Genomic DNA, 16,499 nt, shown 5'->3' with positions numbered 1-16,499 from the left:
AGGTGAGACGGTTGGCACAAGAATTTAAGGATACTCGACCAACAAATGAACCAAATACAACAGTTGATTATCAAGACCCGACCGATGTTGATGAGGTGCAAGATGAAATAAAAAACGGTGTGATTGATCCTATTTCTCAAACGTTCGCTTTGTGGATTCGAACAAAGATGTATCGACGACATGTTCGAGAATCTTTAGCTCGTATGATGGAGTATACCAGTGTTTTATTTAATAAAATAAAGGCTATTTCTGAAAATACAGAAAAACGCCAATCTAAAGTAGAACAACGTCAAACCAATTTAGAGGAACGTTTTAAAGATGTAATCGCAAATGCTACAACAGATAGCGAAGTTATCGATGCTCGAAGTAGTGAACGTTTGGGGAATTTTAAAACGTTGGATGAACGGCTAGAATATTTTGAAAATATTATTGCTTCTGTAATTCCAGTTGGTTTTGATGTAACTATTGTTCACAATTTAGGAGCTCAACCAGTCGTTAATGTTCGTACTTGGACACATGGTATAGGTGTACTGCCTTTAGGTACAGAACCAACAGGGTTATTTGGCGGTAGTGCTTCTCAATCAATTCAAAGCACTGTAAGACATGTTAATTCTTCAGAGTGCATTGTATCTATTCCTTTGGATTATACAACGGAATTTTTACCAGTAAAAATTAATGAATATAAATATTTACTTATAGATGAAAAAAATAGTCGATCCATAGTGTTTGATTTAATTATATAGAAAGGATGTTGAGAATATGGAATTAACCAGAATTTATCGAGGGATGGAGAACGGAGCAGAAGCTATTGAAGAAAATTTTGATAGTCTTGAAAAGTTACTAAATAAGTTATCTGAAACAAATATTTTAAATGTAGGTAAAAAAGTTTGGTCAGGAGCATGGTATATGGGGGAAAATCAATCAATTAATCCGAGTTTACCATTGGATCAATGTCTTTCTGGCTGGTTATTTTTATATCAACCATATAACACAAGTACAAGCCTAGGAGACAATTGGGATTTGAACTATGTATTTGTTCCAAAAACGCATATAGTGGAATTTGGAGGTCGTGCGGTTGTTCATCATTTAGAAACATTGAATGGAGCAAAATACAACAAATATATTTATATAAGCAATACGCAAATTTTAGGCCATAAAAATAATAATACTGCTTCAAAAACTTTTGTATTGACACGGGTGTATGCAATTTAAGAAAGGAGAAAGTTAGCTATGAAAATTTGGATTGAAAATAGAATTGGCTATTTAGAAGGTTATTCTACAATGGAACAACCAGATAATGTTGAGCTTGAAGTGAAAAAAGAACCGTTTGATTTTATGAATTGGCGTTATGATGGCGCACAATTGATTCATGATCCAGAAAATGCACCACAACCAGAGCCAACACCACCAACCGACATTGAGGTATTACAAGCCGAAAATGCGGAATTAAAACAATTGAATTCAAAACTCATGGTTAATGACGTGAATTTAAAAAAAGAGCTTTCAGAAGTAACGAAAAAAGCAGATAATTTTGCGCAAATTAGTGCAAAATCAATGCTTGCGATTAATCAATTAACCAATCAGGTAAAAGAAATTAACGAAAAATTAGCAGAAGGAGTGGAATAAAATGTTTACATTTGATGACATTAAAATGATGTATGACTGGGGCTGTTTTACAGATGAACAAGTAATGGAGTTTGTCCCACTTTGCATTACAGAAAAAGAAGCGAAAGAAATTGTCGGAAAGTAGGTAAGTAGGTTTGGCGTTATTTGATTTTTTGGAGCGTTTTGTAGCAGACCCAGATTATAAAGCAGTATATGTTTTAATGTTGATTTGTATTGCAATGACTATTGATTTTATTAGCGGCACTATCGCAGCCAAGATAAATCCAGAAATTGAGTTTAAAAGTAAAATAGGGATCAACGGAATATTAAGGAAAGTAGCAAGTATTGTCTTGCTGCTTTTTTTCATTCCCTTAGCACCGTTAGTACCTGGTGGCGCTGGTGTGGGGCTATTATATGTTCTGTATGTTGGCTATCTGATGATGGAAATTAAATCGATATTTGAGAACTATCAGAAGATGGGAGTAGTTACGGAGCTATTTGAAGATTTCATAAAAAATTTAAAAAATAAAAAATAGGAAGGTGTCTTTATGAAAAAAATTGTAACGTTGATTATTGTAGCGTTGGTAGCAGTTACTCCTTTAAATGTATTCGCTGCAAAAGGTGATCAAGGCGTTGACTGGGCGATTTATCAAGGCGAACAAGGCCGTTTTGGCTATGCACATGATAAATTCGCTATTGCCCAGATTGGTGGCTACAATGCTAGCGGTATTTATGAACAATACACATATAAATCACAAGTAGCGAGTGCTATTGCACAAGGTAAACGTGCGCATACCTATATTTGGTATGACACTTGGGGAAACATGGATATTGCAAAAACAACAATGGATTACTTCTTACCACGTATTCAAACGCCTAAAAATTCCATCGTTGCTTTAGACTTTGAGTATGGTGCTAGTTCTGACGTAAACGCAAATACGGAAACAATCCTGTACGGTATGCGCCGTATTAAACAAGCAGGGTATACACCAATGTATTATTCATACAAGCCTTTTACGTTGCAGTATGTGGACTATCAGCGAATTATTAAAGAGTTCCCTAACTCTTTATGGATTGCTGCTTATCCTAGCTATGAAGTAACGCCAGAACCATTGTATGCTTATTTCCCAAGTATGGAGGGCATTGGTATTTGGCAATTTACATCCACTTATATTGCAGGTGGGTTAGATGGTAACGTAGATTTAATAGGAATTACGGATAGTGGTTATACAGATACCAATAAACCAGAAACGGACACGCCAGCAACAGATGCAGGCGAAGAAATTGAAAAAATACCTAATTCTGATGTTAAAGTTGGCGATACCGTCAAAGTGAAATTTAATGTAGATGCTTGGGCAACAGGCGAAGCTATTCCAGATTGGGTAAAAGGAAACAGCTATATAGTACAAGAAGTAACTGAGAGCAGAGTATTGCTTGAAGGTATCTTGTCATGGATCAGCAAAGGCGATATTGAATTATTGCCAGATGCGGCAACTGTTCCTGATAAACTACCAGAAGCGACTCATGTGGTACAATACGGCGAAACATTATCAAGCATTGCTTATCAATACGGAACAAACTATCAAACATTGGCTGCATTAAATGGATTGACAAATCCAAATCTTATTTACCCTGGCCAAATTTTGAAAGTAAATGGATCAGTAGTAAGCAACATTTACACAGTTCAATACGGTGATAATTTATCAAGCATTGCAGCTAAGCTTGGTACGACTTATCAAACCTTAGCTGCATTAAACGGATTAGCAAATCCTAACTTGATTTATCCTGGTCAAACATTGAGCTATTGATTTTTTGCAAAATCGGTTGAAATTTAGAGGTACCTCATTTACAATAGAATCACCTTTTCATATTATGACTCTTTTCGATTTAGAAAAGAGGTGCTCCTATCTTATGCCAAGTCCTTAGGTAGGAGCATTTTAATTTTACTCATACGTAGCTTAGTTTAAAGCTATTGTATTACATAAGAAAACACCTACCACAGATGCACGTACTTCCCCAAGCAGTTGTCTGTGCGGTAGGTGTTTTTTTAGATTTTACTTGTTAATCATAACCGATTTTCTTTTTTTATAACAAGGTTAAGCTTGAATTTATGAAAAGGATAATGTGTACGGAATTTATCCTAATAAAAAATAGAATTAGCCTATTTCTAAGCTACTATTACTTGAGAACAGTTTCCTTTTAAATAAGTGGAAAATTGTAGTACAGCTACTTTAGCGATATTCCTTAATATCCCAGTTCTAATTTAAAGCCAAACACAATTTTGTTAATAATGTTAATAAGTTGTGAATAATTTTATTGGTTGAATTAACAAAACTAATTTGCTAGAATAATAAAGCAATTACTTGTAGTAAAAGACTACAGGCCCCTTGTATCATAATTGTGCAAGGGGGTTTTTTGTATCGTATATTTATATTTATATTTCATGTCTAGAGTAGATGGATTATAACCTTTTTATAGTATTGATCCATCATGTTTTAATACACTCATTTGCTTTATATGAAGTAGTATGGTATTATAAATAAGTAATCAATTTTGACATGTAACGAGAGCGCTATACATAAGACTATAATTCTCCTTTTGCTTATCAAACATTTTTTGCAACAAATCGCATACAGGGTATGCACAAGGAGGAAACATATATGAACAACGGTACAGTAAAGTGGTTTAACTCAGACAAAGGTTTTGGATTTATTACAGGTGAAGATGGCAATGATGTATTTGCTCATTTTTCAGCAATTCAAGCGGATGGTTTTAAGTCATTAGAAGAAGGACAAGCAGTAACTTTTGATATTGAAGAAGGACAGCGCGGTATGCAAGCTGTTAATATTTTTAAAGCATAATAAAGGTTTTGGTAAAACGTTCCAATTTAATTGGAACGTTTTTTTTATAAGATTAAATTGATAGGCTCTGAATGTTGAAAACGAAAGGAGATCATCATATGGGATTTGGAAAATGGAAAGAAGTTATACCATCAGATAAAAGTAAACAGTTTGAAGAAGGACAGAAAGTATCATTTATTTACAGAAAAGAAATTAGAAGTGGTATAATAGCTGTTTTATTAATTAATTCAGCAGTAATTAACATTATAGACAGTTCTAAGCCAAAAAACAAAAAAGAAAAAACAGTAATTAGTTATGAGAAACTATTATCGATGTATCAATTAAAAGACCCTAGTTTAGATTAGGGTCTTTGTGTTAAACTTAAGACAAGGATTTATGGCATGCTCTTTTTTCTAAACAGATTCTTTACGTGTTAAAGGATCTGTTATTTTTATTTAAAAATTGTTAGCTAGTTAGAGCAAATGGTTCGTAATCATTCGGTTGATTGTTCGAATTTATCATAGTAGTTAAAACGAAATTATCATGTGTATATAGAAAACACCTACTGAAGACGCACAGTACTTCCCCAAGTTGTGTATGTTTAGTAGGTGTTTATTTATAATTGTATATTTGAATTATAAATAAAATACAATTGTTTTGTAAAATGAAAACTTGAAATTTAAAAAAGAAAGCGGTAAAATATCTTTACCAAACAATTTTATTTTTCATTTTATTACTACCTCTTGCCGCCTTTCCCCAATGAGGCGGCATCTTTTTACATAAAAATATTGAACTAAAAAAATAGATATTGTAAAATATTGATACATATTTAAACTCTTATTTTTTACGCAGACCGCCTTTTCTCAATAAGACGGTCGTTTTTTTGTTGAAAATTGAAAATCAGTAAAGTAAAATTATTATATATTAAGCTATAACCAGTAAGAACTATTTTATCCCCAATAAGCTAGTTATTACTTGGACCATTAGCTCAGCTGGTTAGAGCAAAAGGCTCATGACCATTCGGTCGATGGTTCGAATTCATCATGGTCGATAATAGAATTAGACAGGTAGTGAAATATTTTGAAAAGAACAGGAATTCTCTTAGTGAATTTAGGAACACCAAAAGATTCTTCCAAGACGGAAGTAAGGAAGTATTTAAAAACTTTTTTATCAGATAGAAGAGTAATAAAAATACATCCTATAATTTGGAAACCGATTTTGAACGGTATTATTTTGAATATACGTCCAAAAAAATCAGCAAAACTCTATCAAAAAATTTGTACTGAAAATGGATTTCCTCTTTTGGAATATACTGAGAAACAAATGGAAAATTTGAAAAATATATGTCCAGAAGTGGAAGTTACAATTGGAATGTCATACAGTGAACCGAGTATAGAAACTGCTCTAGATACATTATTATCAAAAGAGATTGAAGAACTCAATGTCATACCAATGTATCCGCAATACTCTGGGACAACGGTAGGATCAGTGTTTGATTCCGTTATGAATTATTTTATAAAAAGTGATAGGATAGTGGATATTAAATTTATTCGATCATTTTACAATAATCCACAGTATATAGGTTACTTTTCAAAAAAAATAAATGAAGCTTTGAATGAAAGTCCAATAGATGCTATCGTTTTTTCATACCACGGAATTCCTATGTCTTATGTAAAAGATGGGGATAACTACCCGGAGGAATGTACTAAAACAACAAAATTAATAATGGATAAATTAGGAGATATTCCTTATTATCAAACCTATCAATCGAAATTTGGGCCATCTGAATGGTTAAAACCAGCAACTGATGATACCTTGAAAAAATTACCATCAAAAGGTATTAAAAATATATTAATTGTTGCACCAGGGTTTGTTGTAGACTGTCTAGAAACAATAGAAGAATTGGAACACGAAAACAGAAACTATTTTTTAGAAAATGGTGGGGAATTCTACAAATATGTTCATCCATTTAATGGGGATATTGAATTTGCAAAATTAGTAAAGGGCATTATTTCTTTGTAGTAATTTGTTTCAGTTTTTTATTTTAGTTTGAATTTATTAAACAATTTATTCAGGTTTTGCACGAATATATTTACTGGTATAGCATATAGTAGAATTAAGCAAAAATTAAACGGCTTATCTCCAGTTCAGCATAGGAAATAAGCCGCTTAAAAAAGCTTGATTTTTTTTGCACTGCAGTTCGAGTTCTGTATGATCCATAAAAATACGTTGTATGAAAAGTCAATTCTTTTGAGATATTTTTGACTTCCTAATTTGATATACTGCGGAAAGTATCTGAGAATTTATTTAACACATTTTTTATTTACTAAAGAAAGTAAAGATCAGAGCTGTGCAAATAGAAATGATTAAAAACATCCCAATGTCATCATCTAATGTTTCAAAAATTTCAACAGGTTTCATAAAATGTTTAATTATTTTTTTCATTATATTCACCTCAAAAAGAGAATAGAATGAAATATTCTACTTATCCATTGATATATCTAACGATTGACTTACAAAATTGAAACAAAAGCCTAAAAGTCAGTTGGTGTGCTTATTATTATAATACAAAAAAGACCTCCATTCTTTTAAGAATAAGGTCTTTTTTTCGTAGTCGCCTTGTAGGCAAACTATTTCAGTTAGCCGTATTCTAAACTCAATAAAATGTCAAATACTCATACGTGTATTTTTACCACAAAATTTACCACAGATTTGCGGTATTATTTACATATCTTAGATTATCAAAAATGACAAAACAGCTATTTAATGCGTATTGTATGATGTTTTTGTTCCTTAAATTGTTACGGAATTTCCAGATGGGGAGTGGCAAATATACGAAGAAAATTAACTATTTATAGCGGTTTTATTTTATTAGAGAGTCTCGTTAGTTTTAGTATTGTATGTGTGGTAGCAGGGATATTCTCCCTGACTATTACACAATTAATTCAGCAAAATTATCAACGGGAGCAAGAATTAACGCGCACTCGTCTAGGATACGAAGCAATTTTATTTTTAGAGCAGACGGGTGATTTACGTTTCAAAGAGCGGATATATCAAGGAGAAACTTACCGATTTTCTTTGATGGAGAACGAGGGAAGAAGGATACTAAAAGTCACAGATTCAAGAGGAGCGATTTTGATTGGTCAATAAAAAATATGCGGGTTTTACGATGTTAGAGTGTTTAGTGGCACTAGTCGTTTTAAGTTGTATGTGTCAATTATTTCAGTTGATGATTCAACAAAGTTTTATCGGAAATCAATATTTGAAAAACAATGATTCGAAATCCTGGCATATTTTTTTAATTCAATTAGAAAAAGAATGTCAAAAGCTCGTTTTCCAAACAGGCTCTGCTCAAGAGATTTCTTTCCTCGACTCAGAAACAAACAAGACTATTTCAATTCAAATCAAAGAAGATAAAATTATTAAGCGAGTCAATGGTAAAGGTTACCAACCGCTGTTAATTGGTATCAAAAATGGACAGTTTAAAAATGAAGGACAATCGTTTACTTTGGAAATTACTTTTACTTCTGGAAAAACATTTGATAGTTTTTTTCCGATAAAGGGAGAATTTTAATGAGGCAAAAATATTCAGGAAACTTATTGTTCACGGCCATGGCCTTTGTTTATTTGATGAGTTTTCTCGCCCTTCAGTTACTAGAAGAACGTCAGTTAACACAAAAATTTACGCAAGCTACCCAGGAATACTATGCAGGGAAAAGTATCCTTCATTTATTTCTTGCAGATGTTAAACAAAATAGACGAAAGTTAAAAACAGAAGAAAAGCTCATGTACGAGCAAGTAACCCTCGATTATACATATAAAAATGAACAATTAAGAATAACTGTTTTATTAAACAAATCTGGTCGAAAATACCAATATCAAGAGAGAGTTTCTCATCAAAAAAAAGCGGAAACAATGCTGGAATAGCGTTGCTTTTCTACAAATTATTAGATTTTAGAAGAAAGACAGTAAAGGCATTGATTATTCTTTCTTTTTTCGTTAAAATAAAACAGGTATGGAAGTTGTTACATTTTGAATAGAATAGAGGTGCTAATTTGTTCCCAGAAAAAATTGAAGAGGCTTTCGAGCCAATGGAACAAGCAATCCAGTTATTGCAACAGTCATTGGATACTTCTTTTTTAGATGCGTATATTGAAAATGGTGAAAATATTTTAGATGATTTTCAAGTACGAGTACTTGACGGAGTACCTAATCCAGAGACAGTGAAACAATTAGAAACGCTGTATCATACGATTAAAAATATTGATTTAGCTCCTGAAGATGTGCGACGCTTGTCCCAATTACTTTTGTTAAAAGGAACGAGAAAAGAGCAGCTTCAAGCAAATCATCAATTGACGCCAGATGGTATTGGCTTTTTGTTTGTTTATTTAGTAGAACAATTAACAAATAAATCAGAGACATTAAAAATTTTAGATCCTGCTTCAGGAATGGGAAATTTACTGTTAACGGTTCTGCTGAACCTTGAAACAGCTGGTTACAAAGTTTCTGGTTATGGTGTGGATATCGATGAAACACTTTTGGCAGTATCTTCTGTGAACAATGCTTGGTCACAAGCTAATATTCAGTTGTTCCATCAAGACGGATTGCAAGATTTGTTATTGGATCCAGTTGATTTAGCATTAAGTGACTTACCGATTGGCTATTATCCAAATGATGAGCGAGCAAAGGGATTTGCTGCTGCTGCTGAGGAAGGCCATAGTTATGCGCATCATTTATTAATGGAGCAAGCTATGAAATACGTGAAGCCAGCAGGGTTTGGCTTATTCTTAATCCCGACCAATATTTTAGAGACTGAGCAAAGTGAATTCTTTAAAAATTGGTTGACAAAAAATGTCTATTTACAAGGAATGATACAGTTACCTGATGAATTGTTTAAGTCAGAACAATCACGTAAAAGTATCTTGCTTGTTCAAAACAAGGGTGCAGATGCTGAGCAAGTGAAGGAAGTTTTGTTAGCAAAACTTGCCTCTTTGAAAGATATCAATAAAGTAACGGAGTTCTTTAAACAATTTGAAGCTTGGAAAGCTTCAAATTTAAAATAAAATAGTAACGAAGAGGAGAAAATTATGTCTAAAACAATTGCAATTAATGCAGGTAGTTCAAGTTTAAAATGGCAATTATACCAAATGCCAAATGAAGAAGTGATCGCTAAAGGAATCGTTGAACGTATTGGCTTAAAAGATTCTATCTTCACAATTAAATATGGTGAAGGACAAAAATATGAAGTAATTGTTGATATTGATAACCATGAAGTGGCTGTAAAAATGTTACTAGACCAATTAATCGACTTAAACATTTTAGGTTCTTATGATGAAATTACTGGTGTTGGTCACCGTGTAGTTGCTGGTGGAGAAGAATTTAAAGATTCTGTTGTTATTACAGACGAAGTATTAGAAAAAATTGAAGCTTTATCTGAATTAGCACCTTTACACAACCCAGCGAATGCAATGGGAATTAAAGCATTTAAACATATCTTACCAGAAATCATTAGCGTGGCAGTCTTTGATACGTCGTTCCACACAACAATGCCAGAACACAACTATTTATATAGTGTACCGCGTGAATATTATGAAAAATTTGCTGCACGTAAATATGGGGCACATGGAACAAGTCATCGTTATGTCTCTCAACGTGCTGCAGAAATGTTAGGACGTCCAATTGAAGACTTGAAAATTATCACTTGTCACTTAGGAAATGGTGCTTCAATCACTGCAGTTGATGGTGGTAAATCAGTCGATACATCAATGGGCTTCACTCCTCTTGCTGGCGTTACAATGGGGACTCGTTCAGGGGATGTTGATGCGTCACTATTGCCTTATTTAATGACAAAACTTGGCTTGACTGATGTACAAGACATGGTTGATATTTTAAACAAAAAATCTGGTTTATTAGGTTTAACAAATGGTTTATCAAGCGACATGCGCGATATTCAATCAAACCTAGATAAACCTGAAGTTCAAACAGCATACAACATTTTTATCGATCGTATTCGTAAATACATTGGTAGCTATGTCACTGTTATGAATGGCGTTGATGCGATTGTCTTTACTGCTGGAATCGGTGAAAATGCAGTGGGCGTTCGTAAAGATATTATTGATGGCATGACTTGGTTTGGTTGTGAAATCGATGATGACAAAAATAATGTACACGGTGAAGAAGCAGTTATCTCAACTGATGATTCAAAAATCAAGCTTCTATTAGTACCAACTGACGAAGAGTTAATGATTGCCCGTGACGTAGAACGTCTAAAATAATTAAACGAACACACCTTGTGAGACGCTCTCACAAGGTGTGCTTAATAGGTAAATAAGAAAAAACTGAGCCAACTATCAAAAGTGATAGTTGGCTCAGTTTCTTTTTATTTTTTATTTTTCTTCATTTTTTGGTAATTTGTTGTCTAAATCCGTCCGTACAACGAGAACATCGCAACTAGCGTTACGGATAACTGATTCAGAGACAGAGCCAATAAATAAACGCTCAACGGCATTTAATCCAGTTGCTCCTAACATAATTAAATCAATGTTGTATTCTTTTGGTAATTCTTTGGCAATAATGTTCTTAGGAGAACCATAGGCTAGAACGCTAGAGACTTTTGTTTGTCCCATATCCACCGCTTGTTGTTGGTAGGTGTCTAAGGTTTCTTTTGCCATTGACATTGCTTCTTCTGCTAGCGCACCATCAAAAGAGGACACTGATTGGAAAGAGCGCGTATCAACAACATGTGCTAATAGTAATTCAGCATCGTTTCGTTTAGCGACGTTGACCGCTTTTTTAAAGGCTAAGTCTGCTTCGTCAGAACCATCGATTGCTATCATAATTTTTTGATATTGTTGTAACATAATAACCGCTCCTTTCAGCGTAAAAAAAATCATTAATTGTTTCTATAATAATTGTAAAACAAATAAAGAAAAAAAGAAACTGAAACCGCTTCTTTTTTTCTGAATATTGGCATTTTTTTGTAAAAAAAACTTCGTTCAAAAAAATCTTTTTGAACGAAGTTTTAAATTCATCGTCTTTTATGACATTTTTTTTGCAAAAGTTAAACTAAACAACGTTGAAAGTAATAAAACAAAAAAGATAAAACCAATTGACAATAACGGGCGATTAAAAATAGCCGCTAGAACACCTAGAATGGCGATAATCAAGTAATAACGCCCAAAACGTTCGATAAACTGTTGACTTTCTGTTGCAGTTTCTTTTTTTAAGAGTGGTAAAAAAGCTGCACTTTTCTTCATCAAATAATAACTGGCTACGCCTGTGACAACGGCGAGTAATAGTACGAGTATACGAATCATCTTGTCCTCCAAAAAAAAACAACTTGCCAGAGCAAATTGTTTAGAAATCTTCATAAAAATGGTAAAATCCGTCGATGCCGGTAATCGTCCTAGAGTATTGAACCCGCAAGATAAGCAGGTGGGTTCCTCGATCGCAGTATTGAACTACCAAAAGAAAAGGCATGTTACCAACTTTGATACAAGCAGGATCCCTAGATATCAATAAAAATGTTCGGTCAACACAGTGAAAGGACAACGCGTACATCACAGATTTACCATCTTTATAATAGCATACTCTCTCAAAATCGGCAACGAGATTGTTTCTTTTTTTGAAAGCGTATTATTTTGTTATTTTTTCTGTTTCCATTCTTGGATACGCTTGAGTTGCTGATGTAAGGCTTGTTCATATTTACCAATATCAATCGGTTCGTAATAACGTGCCTCTTTTAATTTGTCAGGTAAGTATTGCTGATTGACCCAACCGTTTTCAAAATTATGTGGGTATTGATAACCAATGCCACGGTTTAATTCTTTGGCTCCAGCATAGTGGGCATCACGCAAATGATCAGGAACGTCTCCCACAGAGCCTTGTCGAATATCTGCCAAAGCAGCATCAATCGCTGTGACTGCAGAATTTGATTTTGGCGATAAACATAAATCAATGACGACACTAGCTAGAGGAATCCTAGCTTCTGGAAACCCTAGCTTTTCGGCGGCTTGAACAGCGGTGACTGTCCGAGCGGCGGCCGCAGGATTCCCAAGACCGATATCCTCATAAGCAATGACCATTAAACGACGACAAATAATCGGTAAATCACCTGCTTCAACTAAGCGACTCAAATAATGAAGTGCAGCATCTACATCGCTTCCTCGGATCGACTTTTGGAAAGCGGAAATCACGTCATAATGGGCATCGCCATCTTTATCATGGGTTAAGGCTTTTCGTTGCACGCACTCTTCAATAATCGGTAAAGTAATCTTAATTTCGCCTTGTTCATTTTTGGGTGTTGATTTAACAGCTAATTCTAGTCCATTTAGCGCACTACGTAAGTCACCGTTCGTTGCGCGTGTCAAATGTTGTAATGCTTTTTCTTCTAAGTGGACGGGATAATCGCCTAAGCCACGTGTGCTATCGGTTAAGGCTTCTTGAATCGCTTGCTGAATGTCTGTTTCTGTTAAGGGCTTTACTTCAAAAATTTGCGTGCGACTACGAATCGCAGGGTTAATTGTAATATATGGATTTTCGGTAGTGGCTCCAATCATAATAATTCGTCCGTTTTCTAAATGAGGGAGCAAAAAATCTTGTTTTGTTTTATCTAATCGGTGAATTTCATCAAGCAGTAAAATCACTGTGCCACTCATTTTGGCTTCTTCAGCAACGATTTGTAAATCTTTTTTGGTGTCTGTGGCCGCGTTCAACATGCGAAAGGCATAATTTGTTGAACCAGCGATTGCGCTGGCAATACTGGTTTTACCAGTACCAGGCGGCCCATAAAGAATCATCGATGAAAGCATTTTGGCTTCGACCATCCGACGAATAATTTTACCAGGGCCGACTAAATGTTGTTGACCAACTACTTCGTCTAAGTGACGAGGTCGCATTCGATAGGCTAAAGGTTGTTGCATAAAAGGACCTCCTTTTTCATAATCATCTTATTATAACATAAAGAACGTACATTCGCTTTTTGGTGGTTTTTTGGGTTTTAGATGGATATAGCGGAAGGTTTCGTGTATGATAGGGAGTGGTGAAAGAAATGAAAGAAACGATAAATATCTTTAACACAAAAACAACTGAAGAAGTGGCACAATACTTGTTAGGGATGTACTTAGAGCACGAAACAGCAACAGGCGTTTTAGGTGGGTACATTGTGGATGCAGAAGCTTATTTAGGTCCTGATGATGAGGCGGCCCATAGCTTTGGCTTGAGAAAAACGCCACGCTTACAAGCCATGTATGACAAACCAGGCACGATTTATTTATATACTATGCACACGCATTTAATTTTAAATATGGTGACACAAGAACAAGGCAAACCACAAGGGGTGATGATCCGCGCGATTGAACCTGTTGAAGGTGTCGACAAAATGATTGAAAATCGCCAAGGACGTCAAGGCGTGGAATTGACCAATGGACCAGGTAAATTAGTTGCAGCCTTAGGAATTGATAAGCAATTATATGGGCAGTCGATTTTTTCTAGTTCGTTACGGCTCGTGCCAGAAAAACGAAAATTTCCGAAAAAAATTGAGGCACTACCACGAATTGGAATTCCCAATAAAGGTCGTTGGACAGAGTTACCTTTAAGATACGTCGTGGCTGGCAATCCATATATTTCTAAACAAAAAAGAACAGCAGTAGACCAAATAGATTTTGGCTGGAAGGATGAAGAAAATGAAAAAAGCAACAATGCTCACATACTTAGAGGAACAACTTGAAAAACACTTAGCAGATTACGAAGTAGGCCTTGATTGGGATCGCAAAAACCATACCATCGAAGTCATTGTTCGTTTATATGCAGAAAACAATGAACAAGTGGCGATTGATGATGTTGACGGTACGCTTTCAGAAGAAGAATTCATTGAATTTGAAGATGGCTTGTTATTTTATAATCCGCAAAAGTCAGTCGTTGATGATGAAGAGTATTTAGTCACAATTCCTTATGAAGGAAAAAAAGGGCTACGCAAAGCAGTTTTAGACGGATTCATTCACTATTTAAAAGTGGTTTTAGATGAAGGGCAAAGTGATTTGTTAGACTTTTTATCAGATGAAACAGCGGAAGTTTTTGAATTGCATTGGGAGCCAGCAGATTTTGAAGCGATGATTAAAAAAGTGGCAGAAACAGAAAAAGAACAATGGATTGCGTATCCAAGTTATTAATTTAGAGGTGAGAACATGAAGTGGACAGAAGTAAAAGTAGAAACGGCTAGCGAAGCAGTTGAAGCAATTTCAAACATTATGATGGAAGCTGGCGCAAGTGGCGTGGCCATTGAAGATGCGTTGGACATTGAAAATTTTGAAAGTGATCTGTATGGGGAAATTTTAGATAAAGAGCAATTCACCCACATTAAAGAAGGGGCGATTGTGATGGCTTATTTTCCTGAAACAACCTTCTTACCAGAAATTTTACCATTTATGAAAGAAAATATTTTACGCTTGCCTGAGTACGGCTTATCCATTGGTAAAAACGAAATGACAATTAGTGAAGTAGCAGAAAGCGACTGGGCAACTGCTTGGAAAAAATATTATCATCCTGTCCGTGTCACACGATTCTTAACGATTGTGCCAAGTTGGGAAGCCTATCATGCACAAGATGAAGCAGAAAAAATTATCACATTGGATCCGGGCATGGCTTTCGGTACAGGCACGCATCCAACGACTCGTTTAACCTTGCAAGCTTTAGAAACTGTTTTACGTGGTGGCGAAACAGTTCTAGATGTAGGGACGGGTTCTGGTGTTTTGAGTATTGCAAGTCGCTATTTAGGGGCTAAAGACGTCTACGCATATGATTTAGATGAAGTAGCAGTTGCAGCGGCAAAAGAAAATATGGATTTAAATCCCATTGCGGCCGATGTTCATGTGTCAGCCAATGATTTACTAAAAGGGATTGACCATTCTGCTGATGTAATCGTCGCAAATATTTTGGCAGATATTATTGTGTTAATGATTGAAGATGCTTGGCGTTTGCTAAAACAAGACGGTACCTTCATTATTTCTGGAATTATTGAAGATAAAAAAGCAATGGTTTTAGAAGCACTAACGAAAGTCGGTTTTGTGGTGGACCAACTCTTTAATCAAGGCGACTGGTATGCGATTATCTTGAAGAAACCAGAGGAAGAGTAAAATGCAACGGTATTTCATGAAAGAAGATTATCAAGAAAAAGATTTGTATAAAGTCGCAGATGAAAACTATCATCATATTGTGCGGGTTATGCGAATGACGCCGAATGATCGTTGTTATTTAGTATTTCAAAATAAAACTGCCATTTTAGCTGAGATTGTGGAAATTGATCCAACGTCTGTTTACTTTAAAGAAATTAGTAAAGAAGAAATGGACAAAGAATTGCCAATTGAAGTGACGATTGCGTGTGGGTTACCAAAAGGGGACAAGTTAGAATGGATTGTTCAAAAAGGCACGGAGCTAGGTGGCAATCAGTTTATCGGCTTTCCTGCGAAAACTTCCGTTGTCAAATGGGACCACAAAAAAAGAGCAGCCAAAGAAAAAAGATTACAAAAAATTGCCACAGAAGCGGCGGAGCAATCGCATCGGCAGCAGACACCAAATGTTTCTTTGGTGGAAAAAACACAAGAAATCATTGCGCAATTTGACTCATATGACACAGTCTTGGTTGCGTATGAAGAATCAGCAAAACAAGGAGAAAAAAGTCAATTAGCACAAGTATTATCCACTTGCCAGCCAGGCGCATGTTTGTGTGTGCTCTTTGGACCTGAAGGTGGCTTTGCACCGCAAGAAATTGAACAATTTCTGCAGGCTGGGGCGAAACTTTGCGGGTTGGGTCCGAGAATTTTACGAGCAGAAACAGCACCGTTGTATCTTTTAAGTGCGGTTAGCTACCAAATGGAACTTTTAAATTAAACGAAAGCCCGCCTGTAAAATTCTTGTAGGCATTCTCTTTGAATAAACAGAGAGTAAAAAAGCGACAGTGATTGAAATTTAAGGGAAATTTAGTATAATAGAGTTGTTGAAAGTGCTACTGTTTCAAGTGGTACTTTTCTTTTTTATTAAAATAGATAAAACGTGAAC

General features: G+C 35.1%; 21 protein-coding genes, 1 tRNA gene and 1 other RNA gene. 19 read left to right on the top strand and 4 right to left on the bottom strand.

What is annotated here, in order from left to right; genetic code table 11:
• Positions 1-2 precede the first annotated feature (2 nt).
• The 15 genes from IGL93_RS08185 to IGL93_RS08115 all read left to right on the top strand — a co-directional run bounded on the left by IGL93_RS08185 (position 3) and on the right by IGL93_RS08115 (position 10,720).
• Entirely contained in the window at positions 3-743 is a 741-nt protein-coding gene (locus tag IGL93_RS08185; RefSeq protein WP_002363383.1) for a hypothetical protein, read from the top strand.
• A gap of 16 nt (positions 744-759) precedes the next feature.
• Positions 760-1,212: a hypothetical protein gene (locus IGL93_RS08180; RefSeq protein WP_002363384.1), complete on the top strand. Its 453-nt coding sequence runs from the start codon at positions 760-762 to the stop codon at positions 1,210-1,212.
• Between the two features lie 18 nt (positions 1,213-1,230).
• Positions 1,231-1,626, top strand: coding sequence for a hypothetical protein (locus IGL93_RS08175; protein ID WP_002363385.1), 396 nt, complete (start codon positions 1,231-1,233; stop codon positions 1,624-1,626).
• Between the two features lies 1 nt (position 1,627).
• Positions 1,628-1,750: an XkdX family protein gene (locus tag IGL93_RS08170; protein ID WP_002368228.1), complete on the top strand. Its 123-nt coding sequence runs from the start codon at positions 1,628-1,630 to the stop codon at positions 1,748-1,750.
• A gap of 10 nt (positions 1,751-1,760) precedes the next feature.
• The gene (locus tag IGL93_RS08165) at positions 1,761-2,141 is read left to right on the top strand and encodes a phage holin family protein (RefSeq protein ID WP_002378446.1); all 381 of its coding nucleotides are present in this window, start codon (positions 1,761-1,763) and stop codon (positions 2,139-2,141) included.
• Between the two features lie 12 nt (positions 2,142-2,153).
• Positions 2,154-3,413, top strand: coding sequence for a LysM peptidoglycan-binding domain-containing protein (locus IGL93_RS08160; RefSeq protein WP_284954752.1), 1,260 nt, complete (start codon positions 2,154-2,156; stop codon positions 3,411-3,413).
• 852 nt (positions 3,414-4,265) lie between these two features.
• Complete coding sequence (locus IGL93_RS08155; RefSeq protein ID WP_002357053.1) at positions 4,266-4,466, top strand: cold-shock protein; 201 nt, start codon at positions 4,266-4,268, stop codon at positions 4,464-4,466.
• A gap of 71 nt (positions 4,467-4,537) precedes the next feature.
• Positions 4,538-4,810: a hypothetical protein gene (locus IGL93_RS08150; RefSeq protein WP_002378444.1), complete on the top strand. Its 273-nt coding sequence runs from the start codon at positions 4,538-4,540 to the stop codon at positions 4,808-4,810.
• A 612-nt stretch (positions 4,811-5,422) separates the two neighbouring features.
• Positions 5,423-5,496 (top strand) — tRNA-Ile (locus IGL93_RS08145).
• Between the two features lie 29 nt (positions 5,497-5,525).
• Positions 5,526-6,467, top strand: a complete 942-nt coding sequence (gene hemH / locus IGL93_RS08140) for a ferrochelatase (protein WP_129193377.1) — start codon at positions 5,526-5,528, stop codon at positions 6,465-6,467.
• A gap of 801 nt (positions 6,468-7,268) precedes the next feature.
• On the top strand, positions 7,269-7,595 hold the full coding sequence (locus IGL93_RS08135; protein WP_010775953.1) for a type II secretion system protein: 327 nt from the start codon (positions 7,269-7,271) through the stop codon (positions 7,593-7,595).
• Positions 7,585-8,019, top strand: coding sequence for a competence type IV pilus minor pilin ComGF (gene comGF / locus IGL93_RS08130; RefSeq protein WP_010707381.1), 435 nt, complete (start codon positions 7,585-7,587; stop codon positions 8,017-8,019). The genes IGL93_RS08135 and comGF overlap by 11 nt, the downstream gene beginning before the upstream one ends.
• Complete coding sequence (gene comGG, locus IGL93_RS08125; protein ID WP_002362054.1) at positions 8,019-8,372, top strand: competence type IV pilus minor pilin ComGG; 354 nt, start codon at positions 8,019-8,021, stop codon at positions 8,370-8,372. Before comGF ends, comGG begins: the two co-directional genes overlap by 1 nt.
• Before the next feature lie 128 nt (positions 8,373-8,500).
• A complete protein-coding gene (locus tag IGL93_RS08120) occupies positions 8,501-9,508 on the top strand; it encodes a class I SAM-dependent methyltransferase (protein WP_002425943.1) in 1,008 nt (335 codons plus the stop codon).
• A 24-nt stretch (positions 9,509-9,532) separates the two neighbouring features.
• Positions 9,533-10,720, top strand: coding sequence for an acetate/propionate family kinase (locus IGL93_RS08115; protein ID WP_002357064.1), 1,188 nt, complete (start codon positions 9,533-9,535; stop codon positions 10,718-10,720).
• A 111-nt stretch (positions 10,721-10,831) separates the two neighbouring features.
• Here IGL93_RS08115 and IGL93_RS08110 read toward each other — a convergent pair whose 3' ends face one another.
• The 4 genes from IGL93_RS08110 to IGL93_RS08095 form a co-directional block, all read right to left on the bottom strand.
• A complete protein-coding gene (locus IGL93_RS08110) occupies positions 10,832-11,305 on the bottom strand; it encodes a universal stress protein (protein WP_002357065.1) in 474 nt (157 codons plus the stop codon).
• Positions 11,306-11,482: 177 nt separating this feature from the next.
• Positions 11,483-11,815 carry a hypothetical protein gene (locus IGL93_RS08105; RefSeq protein WP_002357068.1) on the bottom strand — a complete coding sequence of 111 codons (333 nt, stop codon included), beginning with the start codon at positions 11,813-11,815 and terminating at the stop codon, positions 11,483-11,485.
• A gap of 7 nt (positions 11,816-11,822) precedes the next feature.
• Positions 11,823-12,016: non-coding RNA, 6S RNA (gene ssrS, locus IGL93_RS08100), on the bottom strand.
• 72 nt (positions 12,017-12,088) lie between these two features.
• A complete protein-coding gene (locus IGL93_RS08095; RefSeq protein WP_010775952.1) occupies positions 12,089-13,366 on the bottom strand; it encodes a replication-associated recombination protein A in 1,278 nt (425 codons plus the stop codon).
• Between the two features lie 128 nt (positions 13,367-13,494).
• Between IGL93_RS08095 and IGL93_RS08090 the strand changes: the two genes are divergently transcribed.
• The 4 genes from IGL93_RS08090 to IGL93_RS08075 are packed head-to-tail and all read left to right on the top strand — an operon-like array spanning position 13,495 to position 16,331.
• Positions 13,495-14,172, top strand: a complete 678-nt coding sequence (locus tag IGL93_RS08090; RefSeq protein WP_002364174.1) for a DNA-3-methyladenine glycosylase — start codon at positions 13,495-13,497, stop codon at positions 14,170-14,172.
• Positions 14,129-14,614, top strand: coding sequence for a DUF3013 family protein (locus IGL93_RS08085; protein WP_010713278.1), 486 nt, complete (start codon positions 14,129-14,131; stop codon positions 14,612-14,614). The genes IGL93_RS08090 and IGL93_RS08085 overlap by 44 nt, the downstream gene beginning before the upstream one ends.
• A 15-nt stretch (positions 14,615-14,629) precedes the next feature.
• Entirely contained in the window at positions 14,630-15,577 is a 948-nt protein-coding gene (gene prmA, locus IGL93_RS08080; RefSeq protein WP_002357075.1) for a 50S ribosomal protein L11 methyltransferase, read from the top strand.
• 1 nt (position 15,578) lies between these two features.
• Positions 15,579-16,331, top strand: coding sequence for a 16S rRNA (uracil(1498)-N(3))-methyltransferase (locus tag IGL93_RS08075; RefSeq protein ID WP_010775951.1), 753 nt, complete (start codon positions 15,579-15,581; stop codon positions 16,329-16,331).
• The last annotated feature ends 168 nt before the right edge of the window (positions 16,332-16,499 follow it).

Origin of the sequence: Enterococcus sp. DIV1328a, assembly GCF_050536905.1 — a bacterium.
Taxonomy (GTDB): Bacteria; Bacillota; Bacilli; order Lactobacillales; family Enterococcaceae; genus Enterococcus; species Enterococcus faecalis.
Note: the sequence above shows the minus strand (reverse complement) of the source record. Positions and strands in the feature narration are given on the sequence as shown.